The organism is Agrobacterium cavarae, from assembly GCF_004310285.1.
GTDB lineage: Bacteria > Pseudomonadota > Alphaproteobacteria > Rhizobiales > Rhizobiaceae > Agrobacterium > Agrobacterium cavarae.
Map to the genome: position 1 here is coordinate 1 of NZ_SISF01000034.1, position 16,845 is coordinate 16,845.

A 16,845-nucleotide genomic window follows, 5' to 3' on the forward strand; every position below is an offset into this window, starting at 1 on the left:
GCACGGTTCTGCCCGATCTCGACACGCGCGGCACCTATCAGAAGCTGACGAACAATTCGCGCTTCCAGTGGTTGCGCCGTCAGTTGACACCGAAGCAGCAAAGCCAGATCCTGGCGCTTGGCATTCCCGGCATCGGTTTCCGTCCTGAAAAGCGCCGCTTCTATCCGGGTGGCCCTACGGCTGCCCACGTTGTCGGTCACGTGAACATCGACAACCGCGGCGTTGCCGGCATGGAGCGCTATCTCGACAGCCAGGGGCTGGCCGATCTGACAGCGCTTGGCATGACCTCCGACCAGCCGCTTGAGCCGGTGAAGCTTTCCATCGATCTGCGCGTCCAGGCAATTGTGCGCGAAGTGGTGGTCAACGCCATTCAAAAGTTCCAGGCGATTGGCGCAGGCGCCGTTGTCATCAACGTGCATACGGGCGAAATCCTCGCCATGGCGTCGCTGCCGGATTACGATCCGAACAACCCGGCGGAAGGCGCCAAGGAAGGCTGGCTGAACCGCATGTCGAACGGCACGTTCGAGATGGGCTCGACCTTCAAGTCCTTCACCATCGCCATGGGTCTGGACGAAGGCGGCATCTCGCTCGGCTCCACCTTCGATGCGCGCTTCCCGATCCGCATCGGTGGCTTCACCATCAAGGACTTCCACGGCAAGGGACGCATCTTGTCGGTACCGGAGATCTTCCAGTACTCGTCCAACATCGGTACGGCGAAAATTGCCGATACGGTTGGGACCGAGGGGCATAAGGAGTTTCTGACGCGTCTTGGCCTGCTGTCCCGGATGCAGACGGAATTGCCGGAAGTGGCGATGCCGACACAGCCGCGCCAGTGGAAGAAGATCAACTCCATTACGATCTCCTTCGGTCACGGTGTATCGACCACGCCACTGCAGACAGCGATTGCCGGTGCGGCCCTCGTCAATGGCGGCAAGCTGATCGAGCCGACCTTCCTGCCGCGCACCGTCGAACAGGCCGACCTTGTGGCCAAGCAAGTGATCAAGCCGACCACCAGCCGCGACATGCGCTTCCTGTTCGAATGGAACGGCGTCAATGGCTCCGGCCGCAACGCCCGCGTCGAAGGCTTCAACGTTGGCGGAAAGACCGGAACGGCCGACAAGGTGGTCAATGGCCGCTATGTCCACGACAAGAACTTCAACGCTTTCCTATCGGCCTTCCCGATGGATAAGCCCGAATATGTGGTTCTCTCCTTCATCGACGAACCGAAGACGGACAAGGGCAATGGTGCAGCACTTGCAGGCACGTCCGCTGCCCCGATGGTGCATGACATCATCACCCGCTCGGCTGCGATCCTCGGCGTCAAGCCGAAGTTCGGCAAGGATGGCTCGGCCTTGCTCGTGTCTTATTGATTGGTACAGCTTATGATGGACCGGCGATTCGCGTCGGGGGGACATGACGGACACATCAATGAATTTGCGAGATCTATCGGGACAGTCGTTTCCGGAACTGAATGAATTGCTTCGCGCGGATGCCGGAGCGCTGACCATCACCTCGATCACGGCGGACAGCCGCAAGGTCGAGCCGGGCGCGCTCTTTATCGCCGTTTCCGGCAACAAGGCGGATGGCGCGACCTTCGTGCAGGACGCGGTTGCCAAGGGTGCTGCCGCAATCGTTTCGGGCCAGCCCGTTTCCGCAGATGTGCCGGTTCTCGTCGTTTCCGATCCAAGATTGTATCTCGCGCTTGCCGCTGCCCGCTTCTATGGGAAGCAGCCTGAGACGATGGTTGCCGTCACCGGCACGGCCGGCAAGACGTCGGTTGCGTCCTTCACCCGACAGATCTGGGCTTTCGCCGGTCATCCAGCCGCGCAGATCGGCACGACCGGCGTGATTGCGCCCGGCCGCGAAGAATATGGTTCGCTGACGACGCCCGACCCGGTTTCGCTGCACGCGCTTCTGGCTGAGTTGGCATCGGAAGGTGTGACCCATGCGGCAATGGAAGCATCCAGCCACGGTCTTGATCAGCGTCGTCTGGATGGCGTGAAACTCTCTGCTGCCGGCTTTACCAATCTCGGTCGCGACCATATGGATTACCATCCGACGGTCGAGGACTATATGGCCGCCAAGATGCGGCTGTTCGATACGCTGCTGCCAAAGGGCTCACCCGTCGTGATCTTTGCCGACGATCCATGGTCGGCTCAGGCGATAGAGGTGGCGACGGAGGCCGGTCACGATGTGCGCACGGTTGGCCGCAAGGGCGATTATCTGGCGTTGAAGCGTGTCGAGCACTTCCGCCACAAGCAGATGATCGAGGTGCATCACGAAGGCGCAATCCACGAGGTGGATATCCCGCTTGCGGGCGATTTCCAGGTTGCCAATGCGCTGGTCGCGGCGGGTCTTGCCATGTCGACCGGCGTGTCCGCATCGGTGGCGATGAAGGCGCTGGAAAAGCTGATCGGTGCTGCCGGTCGTCTCGAACTCGTCGGACAGACGAAGAATGGCGCGCTGGCTTATGTGGATTATGCCCATAAGCCCGACGCGCTGGAAAATGTTCTGAGCTCGGTGCGTCCCTTCACCTCGGGCCGCATCATCACCGTGTTTGGCTGCGGCGGTGATCGCGACAAGGGCAAGCGTCCGATCATGGGCGAGGTGGCAACACGGCTTTCGGATGTGGTGATCGTCACGGACGACAATCCACGCTCCGAGGAGCCTGCCACCATTCGATCCGAAATCATGGCGGCGGCGCCCGGTGCAGTGGAAATCGCAGATCGCGCAGAGGCGATCCGCCATGCCGTGTCGATGCTGGGGAATGGAGACACATTGATCGTTGCGGGCAAGGGGCACGAGGAAGGTCAGATCATTGGCGGCGTGACGCTGCCGTTTTCGGACCATGAACAGGTGCGTTCGGCGCTGGAAGGATTGAAGATTTGAACTGGTTATGGACAGTTGCGGACATGATTGCCGTTACGTCGGGACGTCCGGTCGGCAATCTGCCGCAAGGTATCACGGGCATTTCCATCGACAGCCGGACGGTGCAGCAGGGCGAAGCCTTCTTCGCCATCAAGGGCGACCGTGTCGACGGCCATGATTATGCAAGTTTTGCCGTTGCCAATGGCGCGAGCCTGATGGTTGTCGCCGAGGCCAAGCTGCCGGCGCTTGGACGGCTGACGGTGCCGATGATCGTCGTCGATGACGTTCTGTCCGCCCTCGTCAAGCTTGGTATTGCTGCGCGTGAAAGGACCTCGGCACGCATCATTGCGGTTACCGGCTCGGTGGGCAAGACGACGACCAAGGAAATGCTGCGGCAGGTGCTGGCCCCATCGGGCAAGGTGCATGCGGCGGTCTCGTCCTTCAACAATCACTGGGGCGTACCGCTGACGCTGGCACGCATGCCCGCCGATACCGAATTCGGCATTTTCGAAGTGGGCATGAACCATCCGAACGAAATCCGTCCGCTGGTAAAGCAGGTGAAGCCGCATGTGGCCATCATCACCACCATCGCGGCGGCGCATCTCGGCAACTTCAACAGTCTCGAAGAAATTGCCGACGCAAAGGCCGAAATTTTCGAGGGCGTCTTGCCCGGCGGTGCGGTGATCCTCAACCGCGACAATGCGCAGTTCGAGCGGCTGGAAGCAGCAGCACTTCATGTCGGCATCGACCATATTCTGACATTCGGCCAACACGCCAAGGCCGACTTCCGTCTGGCGGATTTCGAAAGCACGCCGAACGGCTCGACCATCTGGGCGATCATCAATGGCGAGACCAGCGAGCTGAATATCGGCGCGCCGGGTCGCCATGTCGCAGAAAATGCCATGGCTGCTCTTGGCGTCGTCGCTGTGACCGGTGCCAACCTCGATCGCGCTTTCCATGCGCTCGGCGATCTTCGAGCCGTCAAGGGCAGGGGAGAGCGCCACCGCCTGTCGGTTGGCGATGGGTCGTTCCTTTTGATCGACGAGAGCTATAACGCCAATCCGGCCTCCATGCGCGCGGCGATTGCGCTTCTGGCGCAGGCGGAAGTGCGCGGCAACGGACGGCGCATTGCGGTTCTCGGCGACATGCTCGAGATGGGCGAGTTTGCCGCAGAGGTGCATGAAGAGCTATCCGGTCCGATCCTTTCTGCCGGCATCGAACATGTGTGGCTTGCCGGAGAATCGATGGCGCATCTTCGCGATGCGCTTCCCGAAAGCGTCAATGTGTCCTGGTTCCCGACGACCGCTGAGCTGGCTGACTTCGTGTTGAAATGGGTGCAGCCGGGCGATGTGGTGATGATAAAATCGTCACTTGGCATCGGTTTTGGCAAGATTGTCTCGGCTCTTCTTGACAAGTATCCGGCATTCCCCGAGACGGAGCGCCAGAATTAGGTAGCCAGAAAGCCCGAAATCTTCGGCTTTCTGCGCTCGATACGGAAACAAGGACCTTGAAGCGGCGCTGGCCTTACCTCCCGCCCGCCGCTTCGACCGCCTTTCGAAAGGGCAAACATGCTGATCTGGCTCGTTGAACTGTCGGACAAAATTCAAATCTTCAACCTGTTCAGGTACATCACGTTCCGGGCGGGTGCAGCGCTCTTCACCTCCGCTCTCATCGTCTTCCTGTTTGGACCGGCCATCATCAATTCGCTGCGCATTCGCCAGGGCAAGGGTCAGCCGATCCGTGCCGATGGCCCGCAGACCCACTTCAAGAAGGCCGGTACGCCGACCATGGGCGGCTTGATGATCCTTGCAGGCATCCTCGGGGGCTCGCTGCTCTGGGGCGATCTGTCGAATGTCTATGTGGTTGCGGTTCTTCTCGTAACGCTCGGCTTTGGCGCCATCGGCTTTTATGACGACTACCTGAAGGTGACCAAGCAGAGCGACAAGGGTTTTTCCGGCAAGGCGCGTCTCGGCATCGAATTCGTTATCGCAGCTATTGCCACCTTCTTCATGATGAAGATTGCGCTTGCGACGGCACCGCATGGCGGAACGCTTGGAAGCTCGGTCGCCTTTCCCTTCTTCAAGGAATTCGTGATCAATCTCGGCTACTTCTTCGTTCTCTTCGGCGCTTTCGTCATCGTTGCGGCCGGTAACGCGGTCAACCTGACCGATGGTCTCGATGGTCTTGCCATCGTGCCGGTGATGATTGCGGCGGCGACCTTCGGCGTGATTTCCTATCTCGTCGGTAACGCCATCTTTGCGAACTACCTTCAGATCAATTTCGTGCCCGGAACCGGTGAACTCGCGGTGATCGTCGGTGCCGTAATCGGTGCCGGTCTCGGCTTCCTCTGGTTCAATGCGCCGCCTGCGGCCATCTTCATGGGCGACACTGGTTCTTTGGCGCTTGGCGGCCTGATCGGCTCCATCGCCGTGGCGGTCAAGCATGAGATCGTGATGGTGATCGTCGGCGGTCTCTTCGTCATGGAGACGCTCTCCGTCATTATCCAGGTCTTCTGGTTCAAGCGCACCGGACGGCGCGTGTTTCTGATGGCGCCGATCCATCACCATTTTGAAAAGAAGGGCTGGACGGAAAGCCAGGTGGTCATCCGCTTCTGGATCATCTCCGTCGGTCTCGCCATGCTCGGCCTCGCCACGCTGAAGCTGAGGTAAGCGATGATCCCCGTTACCTCACTTGCGGATAAGAAGGTTGCTCTCTTTGGTCTTGGTGGCTCCGGCCTCGTGACCGCCAAGGCGCTGGTCGCCGGCGGCGCCGATGTCATTGCCTTTGATGACAATCCCGACAGCGTTGCGAAGGCGCAAAGCGAGGGTATCCCGACTGCTGACCTGCGCACGCTGGACTGGTCGAAGCTGGCCGTCTTCGTGCTGGCGCCGGGCGTTCCGTTGACGCATCCGAAGCCGCACTGGTCTGTCGATCTTGCCAAGGCGGCGGGCGTTGAGGTGATTGGCGATATCGAGCTTTTCGTTCGCGAGCGGCGGGCTCATGCGCCGAATTGCCCATTCATCGCCATCACCGGCACCAATGGCAAATCCACCACGACGGCATTGATTGCGCATATTCTGAAATCGGCAGGCCGCGATACACAGCTTGGCGGCAATATCGGCACGGCCGTTCTCAGCCTCGACCCGCCGAAGGCTGAACGCTTCTATGTCGTCGAGTGCTCGTCCTATCAGATCGATCTCGCTCCGACATTGAACCCGACCGCCGGTATCCTGCTCAACCTGACGCCGGATCATCTCGATCGCCACGGCACGATGCAGCATTATGCCGATGTGAAGGAGCGTCTGGTTGCAGGAAGCGATACCGCCATCGTCGGCGTCGATGATAGCTTCTGCACGCTGATTGCCGATCGCATAGAACGTGCTGGCGTGAACGTCACCCGAATCTCCAAGCGCAATGTCGTGGCGGACGGGCTTTATGCCGAAGGCAGCCGGATCATGAAGGCCGCAGGTGGCACGTCGTCGCTGCTCGTCGATCTTGACGGCATCCAGACGCTGCGCGGCAGCCACAATGCCCAGAACGCGGCCGCTGCGATTGCGGCGTGCCTTGCGGTCGGCATCTCCGAAGATGAGGTGAGGGCAGGGCTGACATCATTCCCGGGCCTGAAGCATCGCATGCAGCCCGTCGGGCGGCGTGGCAATGTCACCTTCATCAATGACAGCAAGGCAACCAATGCAGACGCTTCGGCACCGGCGCTTTCGAGCTACGACCGGATTTACTGGATTGCTGGCGGCTTGCCCAAGGCCGGCGGCATCACCAGCCTGTCACCGCTCTTTCCCCGCATCGCCAAGGCCTATCTGATCGGCGAGGCGGCGGCGGAATTTGCCGCAACGCTGGGTGAGGCGGTGCCTTACGAAATCTCCGGTACGCTGGACAAGGCGGTACAGCATGCCGCGGCCGATGCCCTTGCCGATGGTGCGAGCGGCAATGTCGTGATGCTCTCCCCGGCTTGCGCAAGTTTCGATCAATATAAGAATTTCGAAATACGTGGTGATTCGTTCGTTTCCCACGTCGCTGCACTCGACGGTGTGACGATGCTGGTGGAAGTGCAAAAGGAGCACTGAAGACATGGTAAGCCGTACTGACCGCGGTCCAGTCGCGGAGTGGTTCTGGACAATCGACCGCTTCTTCCTGGCGGCCTTCATTGCTCTCATCGGCATTGGCCTGATGTTGTCCTTTGCTGCGTCCCCCGCAGTTGCCGAGCGCATTGGTCTCAATAGCTTCTTCTTCGTCGAGCGCCAGGCGATGTTCATCGTCCCGTCGCTGGCGATCATGATCGGTCTGTCGTTTCTGTCGCCGCGCCAGGTGCGGCGCGTCGCCATCGTGCTGTTGATCGCCTCACTGCTGATGATGATCTTCGCGCTGTTCTTCGGCATCGAGGTCAAGGGTGCTCGCCGCTGGATTTCGATCGGCAGCTTTTCCATCCAGCCATCCGAATTCATGAAGCCGGCCTTCGTCATTGTCTGCGCCTGGCTTTTTGCCGAGCGCGCTCGTCATCCGGAAATTCCCGGCAATCTTTTCGCCATCATCACCTTCGGCATTGTTGCAGCTCTCCTGATTGCACAGCCGGACTTCGGGCAGACGATTCTGACATCCGTCGTTTGGGGCGGCATGTTCTTCATGGCCGGTGTGCCGTGGTTCTGGATCATCATGCTCGGCGGTCTTGGCGTCGGCGGCATCGTCACCGCCTATCTGATGCTGCCGCACGTTGCGGGTCGTATCGACCGTTTCTGGACGGGTGAGGGCGACACGTTCCAGGTGGACACGGCGCGTGAAGCGATCATTCGCGGCGACTGGTTCGGCCAGGGACCGGGTGAAGGCATCGTCAAGCGCATCATTCCCGATAGCCATACCGACTTCATCTTCTCCGTTGCTGCGGAAGAGTTCGGTATTGTCTTCTGCATGGCCCTGGTTGCGATCTTCGCCTTCATCGTGCTGCGCGGCTTAAGCCACGCCTTCAAGGAAAAGGACGATTTCGTCCGCTTTGCCGTGGCAGGTCTGGTTCTTCAGATCGGTATCCAGTCGATGATCAATATTGGCGTTAATCTCGAACTCATGCCGGCCAAGGGCATGACGCTGCCGCTGATTTCCTATGGCGGTTCTTCGATGATGGCGATATGCGTGACCGCTGGCTTCCTGCTGGCGCTGACACGACACAGGCCCGAGAAGCGCGCACAGGAGCGCAGCTTCTTCCGCGTCGGCGCGGGTCTTCCTGCGGAGTAAAAGAGTGATGAGCAAGGGTATCGTTTTGCTTGCCGCCGGTGGAACCGGCGGCCATGTTTTTCCGGCGGAGGCACTTGCCTATGAGTTGAAGGCGCGCGGTTACTCCGTGCATCTGGTGACCGATAGCCGTGCCGAGCGCTATGCGGGCAAATTTCCCGCAGACGAAATTCACGTCGTGCCGTCTGCAACGATCGGCTCGAAGAACCCGATCCGCGTCATCAAGGCGCTTGCCACGCTCTGGACCGGCCTTCGCTCTGCGCGCAAGCTGATGACGCGCTTGAAGCCGGTTGCCGTCATTGGCTTCGGCGGCTATCCGACAGTGCCGCCGCTTCTCGCCTCGACCGGCATGGGTGTTCCTTCGCTGCTGCATGAACAGAATGCTGTCATGGGTCGCGCCAACAAGGCGCTGGCGAAGCGGGTTAAGGCGATCGCCGGGGGCTTCCTGCCGGAGAACCAGGGCGAGTTCGGTGACAAGATCGTCATGACGGGCAACCCTGTTCGCCCTGCGGTGCTGTCTGCTGCCGAGATTGCCTATACGCCATCTCAGGCGGGTGAAGATTTCAACCTCGTGGTGTTTGGCGGAAGCCAGGGCGCGCAGTTTTTCTCGGCAGCCGTTCCGGCGGCGATCTGCCTTTTGCCCAACGATCTGCGCAACCGCATCAAACTGACCCAGCAGGCGCGCGTCGAGGACAAGGACAGCGTTGTCGAATCCTATAAGAAGCTTGGCGTGAAGGCGGATATCTCGCCCTTCTTTGGCGATATGGCCGAACGGATTGCGCAAGCCGATCTGGTGATCAGCCGATCCGGCGCTTCGACCGTCTCTGAGCTTTCCGTGATCGGACGGCCTTCGGTGCTCGTTCCCTATCCGCACGCTCTCGATCACGATCAGGCGGCCAATGCGGCGGCTCTTTCTGCCGCAGGCGGTGCCAGCGTCATCAAGCAGCCCGAGCTTTCGCCAAAAGCACTTTCTGCTCTGCTGGCGGATGCGATGAACGACCCGGCGCGACTGGAGAAGACTGCCGCTGCCGCCAAGGCAACCGGCAAGCCGGATGCCGCCAAGCGCCTTGCCGATCTTGTCGAGGCGATTGCCGCAGGGACAAGCGTTCAGCAATTCAAATCGAAGAATGAAGGAGTGCATCCATGAAGATGCCGAAAGCCATCGGTCTTGTCCATTTCATCGGAATTGGCGGCATCGGCATGAGCGGCATTGCCGAGGTGCTGCACAATCTCGGCCATCGCGTCCAAGGGTCCGATCAGGCGGACAGCGCCAATGTGCAGCGTCTGCGTGACAAGGGTATCGAGGTTTTCGTCGGTCACAAGGCCGAGAACCTGGGTGATGCGGAAGTGGTCGTCGTGTCGACCGCCATCAAGAAGAACAATCCGGAACTGGTTGCGGCGCGCGAAAAGCACCTGCCGATCGTTCGCCGGGCCGAAATGCTGGCCGAACTGATGCGCTTTCGCAATGCGATCGCCATTGGCGGGACGCATGGCAAGACCACGACGACCTCCATGGTGGCGACGCTCTTGGAAGCCGGCAATCTCGATCCGACCGTCATCAATGGCGGCATCATCAACGCCTATGGCACCAATGCCCGCATGGGCGAGGGTGAGTGGATGGTGGTGGAGGCCGATGAGTCCGATGGCACCTTCCTGAAGCTTCCCGCCGATGTGGCGGTCGTGACCAATATCGACCCGGAGCATCTCGACCATTACGGCAATTTCGAAGCCGTGCGCGAAGCCTTCCGCCAATTCGTGGAAAACGTGCCATTCTATGGCTTCGGCGTCATGTGCCTCGACCATCCAGAAGTACAGACTCTGGTCGGCAAGATCGAGGACCGCAAGGTCATCACCTATGGTGAGAACCCGCAGGCCGATGTGCGCTTCTCCAATGTCCGCATCGACGGGACAAAGTCCATCTTCGACGTGGAGATCCGCCGCCGCCGCACGGGCAAGGTGTTTTCCTTCAAGGATCTCGTCCTTCCGATGCCAGGCCGTCACAATATCTCGAACGCCACGGCGGCGATCGCCGTTGCCAACCGCCTTGGCATTTCAGAGGCCGACATCAAGAAGGGGCTAGGCTCTTTTGGTGGGGTCAAGCGTCGCTTCACGTTGACGGGGGAATCCAACGGCGTTCAGGTCTTCGACGATTACGGTCATCATCCGGTGGAAATCAAGGCGGTGTTGAAGGCCGCACGTGAGGCCTGCCAGGGCCGTATCATCGCCGTGCATCAGCCTCACCGCTTTACGCGCCTGTCGAGCCTTTTCGAGGATTTCGCCCATTGCTTCAACGATGCGGACACGATTCTTCTTGCTCCGGTTTATGCTGCGGGTGAAGATGCCATCGAGGGCGTGAACTCCGAGACGCTGGTTTCCGCAACCAGAGCTGCGGGACATCGCGATGCCCGATACCTCGCCTCGCGGGACGATCTGGCAAAGACGGTCGCAGCCATTGCGAATCCGGGTGATTTCGTGGTTCTCTTGGGGGCTGGTAATATTACACAGTGGGCGGCAGCGCTGCCCTCGGAATTGGATAGCATTTCAGGAAAGTCTGCATGAGACAGGTGGATGGGGTAAAGTTGCTGGGAAGGCTCGGCGACGGAGTGAAGGAACTCAGAGGACGTGTGACGCCGGACTCGCCGATGGACCGCGTGACGTGGTTCAGGGCCGGTGGTCTTGCGGAACTGATGTTCCAGCCCCACGATACGGATGATCTCATCACCTTCCTCAAGCTTCTGCCGGACGATGTTCCGCTGACAGTCGTTGGCGTTGGTTCCAACTTGCTCGTGCGTGATGGCGGCATTCCAGGCGTGGTTGTGCGTCTATCGGCCAAGGGTTTCGGTCAGGTCGAGCTTGCAGGCGAGAACCGCATCAAGGCCGGTGCCATCTGCCCGGACAAGCATATCGCTGCCATGGCAATGGACAACAGCATTGGCGGCTTCCATTTCTACTACGGCATTCCAGGCTCCATCGGCGGTGCGCTGCGCATGAATGCCGGCGCCAATGGTGGCGAGACCCGCGATCGCGTTGTCGAAGTCTATGCGTTGGATCGCAAGGGCAACAGCCATGTGCTCTCCAATGCCGATATGCAGTATAGCTACCGCCACTCTGGTGCGGACAAGGATCTGATCTTCACCGGTGCGCTGTTTGAGGGTTATCCGGAAGACCGTGCGAAGATCCGCGCCGACATGGACGCTGTGCGTCATCACCGCGAGACGGTTCAGCCGATCCGCGAACAGACGGGCGGTTCGACCTTCAAGAACCCGGAGGGCCACTCCGCCTGGGAACTGATCGACGAGGCGGGTGGTCGCGGCATGGTGATCGGCGGCGCACAAATGTCGTCGCTGCATTGCAACTTCATGATCAATACCGGCCACGCGACGGGCTACGATCTCGAATATCTCGGTGAGGCCGTGCGCAAGCGGGTCTTTGAAAATTCCGGCATTCGTCTGGAATGGGAAATCAAGCGCCTTGGGCTCTTCATGCCGGGCCGGGAAGTCGAGCCGTTTCTCGGCGCATAAGCGCCGTCATTAGCAGTCAAAGAAAAGCCCGCGAAGTCAGAAGCTTCGCGGGCTTTTTTGTGAGCTTGATTCAGGCTTCAAGCGGCGCACTATCGATGATGATGCGTCGCCCTTATCCGGATCGCTTATACTTCGTCCTTGCCGGAGGCGAGGATGCAGATCAGCGTGATGACGGCAGCAAGGCCGAGATAGTAGCCGACGGCTGCCATGCCGTAAGTCGTCTGCAGCCACGTCGCGATGTAGGGAGCGAGCGAGGCGCCGACGATGCCTGCGAAGTTGAAGGTCAGCGACGCGCCGGTGTAGCGCACACTGGTGGGGAAGGGTGCCGCGAGTGCTGCACCGATCAGGGCGTAGGTCATGCCCATCAGCGCCATCGCAGAAGCCGCGAAGATCGCAACGCCTGCTTCACCGCCGCCCAGCAGAACCGGAAGCAGGAAGGAGAAGGCGGCAATCAGGACCGTGATGACGATCAGCGACAGGCGACGACCGACCTTGTCACCGACGATGCCGGTCAGCGGAATGAAGATGCCGAAGACGACGGCGCTGAGGATCTGGATTTCCAGCGCGTCGAGGAAGGGGATCTTCAAGACCTTGACGTTGTAGGACAGCAGCCACGCGGTTGCGATATAGAACAGCACGAAGGTGACAAGCGCTACGAAGGTGCCGAGGAACAGGCTGCGCTTGTACTTGGTGAAGATTTCCTTGGCAGGAACCGCAACGCGCTCATGCTTGTCGATGGCCTTCTGGAAGGCAGGCGTTTCCGAGATGGAGAAACGGACCCACAGACCAACGGCGATCAGCAGCGTCGACGCGATGAAAGGAATACGCCAGCCCCAGGAAATTAGCGCTTCATTCGACATGACATGCAGAAGCAGCCAGAAGATGCCGGAGGACAGGAAGAGGCCGACCGGTGCGCCAAGCTGCGGGAACATGGCATACCAGTTGCGTTTTCCGGGAGGCGCGTTTTCCGTTGCCAGAAGAACGGCACCGCCCCATTCACCGCCAAGACCAAAGCCCTGACCGAAACGGCATAGTGCCAGCAGCAGCGGAGCGAGAACGCCGGCTGTCTCATAGGACGGCAGAAGACCGATCACGACGGTGGAAATGCCCATTGTCAGGAGAGCCGCAACGAGCGTCGTCTTGCGGCCAACGCGGTCACCGTAGTGGCCGAACACCAGCGCGCCGAGCGGACGGGCAAAGAAGGCGATCGAGAAGGTAGCGAAGGATGCAAGAAGCGCCGTCATCGGATCGCTGTTGGGGAAGAACAGCGTCGGAAACACGAGCACGGCTGCGGTCGCATAAACGTAGAAATCGAAGAATTCGATGGTCGTGCCGACCAGGCTGGCAGTGAGAACTCGTGCAGGCGAATTTGTCTTTACATCGTTCGGCTTGTCAGCTGTCGGCGATACAGGCGATATCGCGTCAGTCATTATATTCGTTCCATTGTTAAGTAGGACTTATGACCTTCAAGAGGCTGCGGTTGCGTTAACGCAATTTTCGATCCTTTGAAACGCTTAAAGCGCAATAAGCAGCAAAAAATACGAGGGAAGGCAGGGTGTTTCCGTTCGTGGCGACTTCAACCGGCTTGTCGTTTGCCCGTGATCGGCGTGACGAACGGTGTCGCGAGGCGGTGTCAAAAACCCTGGGGACAAGCTGGCGATCTTAACGAATCGATCTTGCTTTCGATGCCGATGCTCAAACTCCGCGCAACGGTTTTATTTGATCCGGTTGAAATTCTGAATCTTGCATCGACCGCAACACTCTGATTCCAAGGAAGGAATCCGTGCCTCATGTGATTCTTTAACAAAAATCGTATCGCGGGCCGTTTCGGTTAAGGAAAGTAAACGCTTCGTTAACCTTAATGACGTTTAAGTGTCTCGTACGGGTCGGGCGAGAGAATCGCGAACCATTCCGGTTCCGGTGCCTCGTCTGAAATTTCAGGTGTTAGAGGTTTTTATGAGCGGCAAGCACGTAGCTGTTCTTATGGGTGGGTTTTCTTCGGAGCGGCCGGTCAGCCTCTCGTCGGGAGAGGCTTGCGCGTCCGCGCTGGAAGGCGAGGGCTATAAGGTCACGCGTGTGGATGTCGATCGTAATATCGCTGCCGTTCTTGCGGATATGCGGCCCGATGTCGCTTTCAATGCGCTGCATGGCCCGTTCGGTGAAGACGGCACGATCCAGGGTATTCTTGAATATCTCGAAATTCCCTATACGCATTCCGGTGTTGCGGCGTCTTCTCTGGCGATGAACAAGTCGCAGTCCAAGAAGATTGCCGCTGCTGCTGGCATTCCTGTTGCTGCTGAAAAGCTGATGAACCGTTTCGATATCGGTTCAGAGCATCCGATGGCGACGCCTTACGTCGTCAAGCCGGTCCGTGAAGGCTCGAGCTTCGGTGTCGTCATCGTCAAGGAAGATCAATCCCATCCTCCGCAAGTGCTTGGCTCGACCGAATGGCGCTATGGTGATTCGGTCATGGTCGAGCGCTATGTTCATGGCCGTGAAATGACCTGCGGCGTGATGAATGGCGAGGCTCTCGGTGTTACGGAAGTGGTGCCGCTCGGCCATAATTTTTACGATTACGACGCGAAATACGCCAAGGGTGGCTCAAAGCATGTCATCCCGGCGGAAATTTCACCGAATATTTACCAAAAAATCCAATCATTGGCAGTCATGGCGCATCAGGTGATTGGCTGCCGTGGCGTGAGCCGTTCGGATTTTCGCTACGACGACCGTTTCTCAGAAGATGGCGAACTTATCTGGCTGGAAATCAATACCCAGCCGGGCATGACGCCAACCTCCCTCGTGCCCGAAATGGCGGCTCATCAGGGCCGTTCCTTTGGTGAGCTTGTCCGGTGGATGGTGGAGGACGCGTCGTGCTTGCGGTAAACGGCAAAAGATCGACAGCTAAAAAGCGTGCGAACAACGCATCGGTGGGTGCGGACGATCGCCTCGTCCTTCCGCGTCCGCTGCGTCGTGTGTTCCGTTTTTGCGCCAGCCTTGCGACGGGGCGCATTCACATTCCGGCTCATACCGGTACGGCTTCGACACTGGTATTCTTCTCCGCCGTTGGTCTCTATGGCATGTCGCTTGGTGGCCACACGGAGCTGGTCGCTCAGGCGACGACCTCTGCCGCCGGGTTTGCCGTCGAAGACGTGAAAGTCTCCGGCAATCTGCAGACCTCGGAAATCGAAGTCTTTCAGCTTCTCGGTCTCGATGGCGCGACGTCGCTGATCGCGCTTAACGTCAATGCAGCGCGCAAGAAGCTGACCGAGCTTCCCTGGGTCGAAGATGTCGAAGTGCGCAAGGTCTATCCGAAGACGATCGAAGTTCGTCTGAAGGAGCGCCAGGCTTTCGGCATCTGGCAGCACGGTTCGGAACTCTCGCTGATCGAAAAGAGCGGCAGCGTGATCGCGCCGTTGCGGGACAATAAATATGCCGGCTTGCCGCTGTTCGTCGGTCGTGACGCCGAAACGGGTGCCGCAGGTTTCGTCGACGAGTTGGCCGACTGGCCGGAAATCCGCAACCGCGTTCGCGCTTATGTGCGCGTCGCCGGTCGCCGGTGGGATTTGCATCTCGACAACGGGATCGTCGTCAAGTTGCCGGAAGAAAATGTGCCGAAGGCGCTGCAGCTTCTTGCTCGCCTCGACATGGAGCAAAAAATCCTCTCGCGCGATGTCGCAGCAGTTGACCTGCGCCTTTCCGACCGCACCACGGTGCAGTTGACGGAAGGTGCGGCAGAGCGTCGCCAGACTGCCGTTGACGCCCGCAGCAAAGCCCTCAAGAAAGCGGAGAAGAGCACATGAGCTTATTCGGTTCTTCTCAGTTCGGTCTTCCGCGCCTGAAGCCCTTGTCGTCGAAGCGCAACCATGTAGTTTCCGTTCTCGATATCGGCTCCACCAAGGTGGTCTGCATGATCGGCCGCCTGACGCCGCGCCAGGAGAGCGAAGTTCTTCCCGGTCGCACCCACAAGGTCGATGTGATCGGCATTGGTCATCAGCGCTCGCGTGGCGTGAAATCCGGTGTGATCGCCGATCTCGATGCGCTGGAAGGCGTCATTCGTCTGGCCGTCGATGCGGCCGAGCGCATGGCGGGTCTCACGGTTGACAGCCTGATCGTCAATGTTTCGGCTGGCCGTCTGGCAAGCGACATCTACACCGCCTCCATCGATCTCGGCGGCCAGGAAGTGGAAGCTGGCGATCTTCGCAAGGTCCTGATTGCCGCAAGCCAGCAGTCGCTGCGTCAGGACCGTGCAATTCTCCACTCGCTTCCGACTGGCTATTCGCTGGATGGCGAGCGCGGCATTCGCGATCCGCTTTCCATGTATGGCGACCTGCTGGGCGTGGACATGCATGTGGTCACCGCTGAGCGCACGGCGCTGAAGAACCTCGAGCTCTGCATCAACCGCGCGCATCTGTCGGTCGAAGGCATTGTTGCCACCCCCTATGCCAGCGGTCTTGCGGCACTTGTGGATGACGAAGTCGAACTCGGATGTGCTGCCATTGACATGGGCGGCGGCACGACGACGATCTCGGTTTTCGCCGAAGGTCGCCTGGTTCACACCGATGCTATCGGTCTTGGCGGTCATCATGTCACCACCGACCTCGCACGTGGTCTTTCCACGCGTATCGAGGACGCCGAGCGTCTGAAGGTCGTTCACGGTTCCTCGCTTGCCAATGGTGGCGTGGACGATCGCGAGATGATCGCCGTTCCGCCGATTGGCGAGGATGATCGCGACCAGCCATCGCAGGTTTCGAAGGCACTGGTCAGTCGCATCATTCGTGCTCGTATCGAAGAGACGCTCGAACTGATCCGCGACCGTATCCAGAAGTCCGGTTTCAGCCCGATCGTGGGCAAGCGCGTGGTGCTGACGGGTGGCGCAAGCCAGCTCACCGGTCTGCCGGAAACGGCGCGTCGCATTCTGGCTCGCAATGTGCGCATCGGTCGTCCGATGGGCGTGGCGGGCCTGCCGGTTGCGGCCAAGGGCCCGGCCTTTTCCACGGCTTGCGGATTGATGATCTATCCGCAAATCGCGGACATTGAAATTCACGCGGCGCAGAGCGGAATGTTCTCGCCGTTTGGAATGGGCAGCGGGCGGATAGCCCGTGTGGGGCAGTGGCTGAAAGAAAGTTTCTGATCCTTTTCCTGCGTATCACGGAAGAGGAATGAGTGAAGTTCAAAGAAATTGGCCAGCGGGGCGTTGCCGGCCATCAAAAGAAGGAAT

The 16,845-nt window shown here is 59.4% G+C and carries 13 protein-coding genes; 12 read left to right on the forward strand and 1 reads right to left on the reverse strand.

Features of this window, described 5'->3' with window-relative positions; all coding sequences use genetic code 11:
• From EYC79_RS20850 to murB, 9 genes are all read left to right on the forward strand, one after another.
• Positions 1–1,370, forward strand: a 1,370-nt coding sequence (locus EYC79_RS20850; RefSeq protein ID WP_130979395.1) for a peptidoglycan D,D-transpeptidase FtsI family protein, incomplete at its 5' end; no start/stop codon positions are given.
• 58 nt (positions 1,371–1,428) lie between these two features.
• Positions 1,429–2,889, forward strand: coding sequence for a UDP-N-acetylmuramoyl-L-alanyl-D-glutamate--2,6-diaminopimelate ligase (locus tag EYC79_RS20855; protein WP_130979396.1), 1,461 nt, complete (start codon positions 1,429–1,431; stop codon positions 2,887–2,889).
• Positions 2,886–4,319 (forward strand): UDP-N-acetylmuramoylalanyl-D-glutamyl-2,6-diaminopimelate--D-alanyl-D-alanine ligase, encoded by a 1,434-nt coding sequence (locus EYC79_RS20860; protein ID WP_130979397.1) that lies wholly within the window; start codon positions 2,886–2,888, stop codon positions 4,317–4,319. The genes EYC79_RS20855 and EYC79_RS20860 overlap by 4 nt, the downstream gene beginning before the upstream one ends.
• 117 nt (positions 4,320–4,436) lie before the next feature.
• Positions 4,437–5,537, forward strand: a complete 1,101-nt coding sequence (mraY, locus tag EYC79_RS20865) for a phospho-N-acetylmuramoyl-pentapeptide-transferase (protein ID WP_062426519.1) — start codon at positions 4,437–4,439, stop codon at positions 5,535–5,537.
• 3 nt (positions 5,538–5,540) lie between these two features.
• Positions 5,541–6,950 carry a UDP-N-acetylmuramoyl-L-alanine--D-glutamate ligase gene (gene murD, locus EYC79_RS20870; protein WP_130979398.1) on the forward strand — a complete coding sequence of 470 codons (1,410 nt, stop codon included), beginning with the start codon at positions 5,541–5,543 and terminating at the stop codon, positions 6,948–6,950.
• Positions 6,951–6,954: 4 nt separating this feature from the next.
• Positions 6,955–8,109: a putative lipid II flippase FtsW gene (gene ftsW / locus EYC79_RS20875; protein WP_062426521.1), complete on the forward strand. Its 1,155-nt coding sequence runs from the start codon at positions 6,955–6,957 to the stop codon at positions 8,107–8,109.
• Between the two features lie 7 nt (positions 8,110–8,116).
• Positions 8,117–9,253 carry an undecaprenyldiphospho-muramoylpentapeptide beta-N-acetylglucosaminyltransferase gene (gene murG / locus EYC79_RS20880; protein WP_130979399.1) on the forward strand — a complete coding sequence of 379 codons (1,137 nt, stop codon included), beginning with the start codon at positions 8,117–8,119 and terminating at the stop codon, positions 9,251–9,253.
• A complete protein-coding gene (gene murC, locus EYC79_RS20885; protein ID WP_130979400.1) occupies positions 9,250–10,665 on the forward strand; it encodes a UDP-N-acetylmuramate--L-alanine ligase in 1,416 nt (471 codons plus the stop codon). Before murG ends, murC begins: the two co-directional genes overlap by 4 nt.
• On the forward strand, positions 10,662–11,627 hold the full coding sequence (murB, locus tag EYC79_RS20890) for a UDP-N-acetylmuramate dehydrogenase (protein WP_062426524.1): 966 nt from the start codon (positions 10,662–10,664) through the stop codon (positions 11,625–11,627). The genes murC and murB overlap by 4 nt, the downstream gene beginning before the upstream one ends.
• A 125-nt stretch (positions 11,628–11,752) precedes the next feature.
• Here murB and EYC79_RS20895 read toward each other — a convergent pair whose 3' ends face one another.
• A complete protein-coding gene (locus EYC79_RS20895) occupies positions 11,753–13,057 on the reverse strand; it encodes an MFS transporter (protein WP_062426525.1) in 1,305 nt (434 codons plus the stop codon).
• A 526-nt stretch (positions 13,058–13,583) separates the two neighbouring features.
• On the opposite strand from EYC79_RS20895, the gene EYC79_RS20900 reads away from it, so the two are divergent.
• The 3 genes from EYC79_RS20900 to ftsA are packed head-to-tail and all read left to right on the forward strand — an operon-like array spanning position 13,584 to position 16,758.
• Positions 13,584–14,510, forward strand: coding sequence for a D-alanine--D-alanine ligase (locus tag EYC79_RS20900; protein ID WP_130979401.1), 927 nt, complete (start codon positions 13,584–13,586; stop codon positions 14,508–14,510).
• The gene (locus EYC79_RS20905) at positions 14,498–15,427 is read left to right on the forward strand and encodes a cell division protein FtsQ/DivIB (RefSeq protein WP_165457092.1); all 930 of its coding nucleotides are present in this window, start codon (positions 14,498–14,500) and stop codon (positions 15,425–15,427) included. The genes EYC79_RS20900 and EYC79_RS20905 overlap by 13 nt, the downstream gene beginning before the upstream one ends.
• A complete protein-coding gene (gene ftsA, locus EYC79_RS20910; protein WP_062426528.1) occupies positions 15,424–16,758 on the forward strand; it encodes a cell division protein FtsA in 1,335 nt (444 codons plus the stop codon). The genes EYC79_RS20905 and ftsA overlap by 4 nt, the downstream gene beginning before the upstream one ends.
• Positions 16,759–16,845 lie beyond the last annotated feature (87 nt).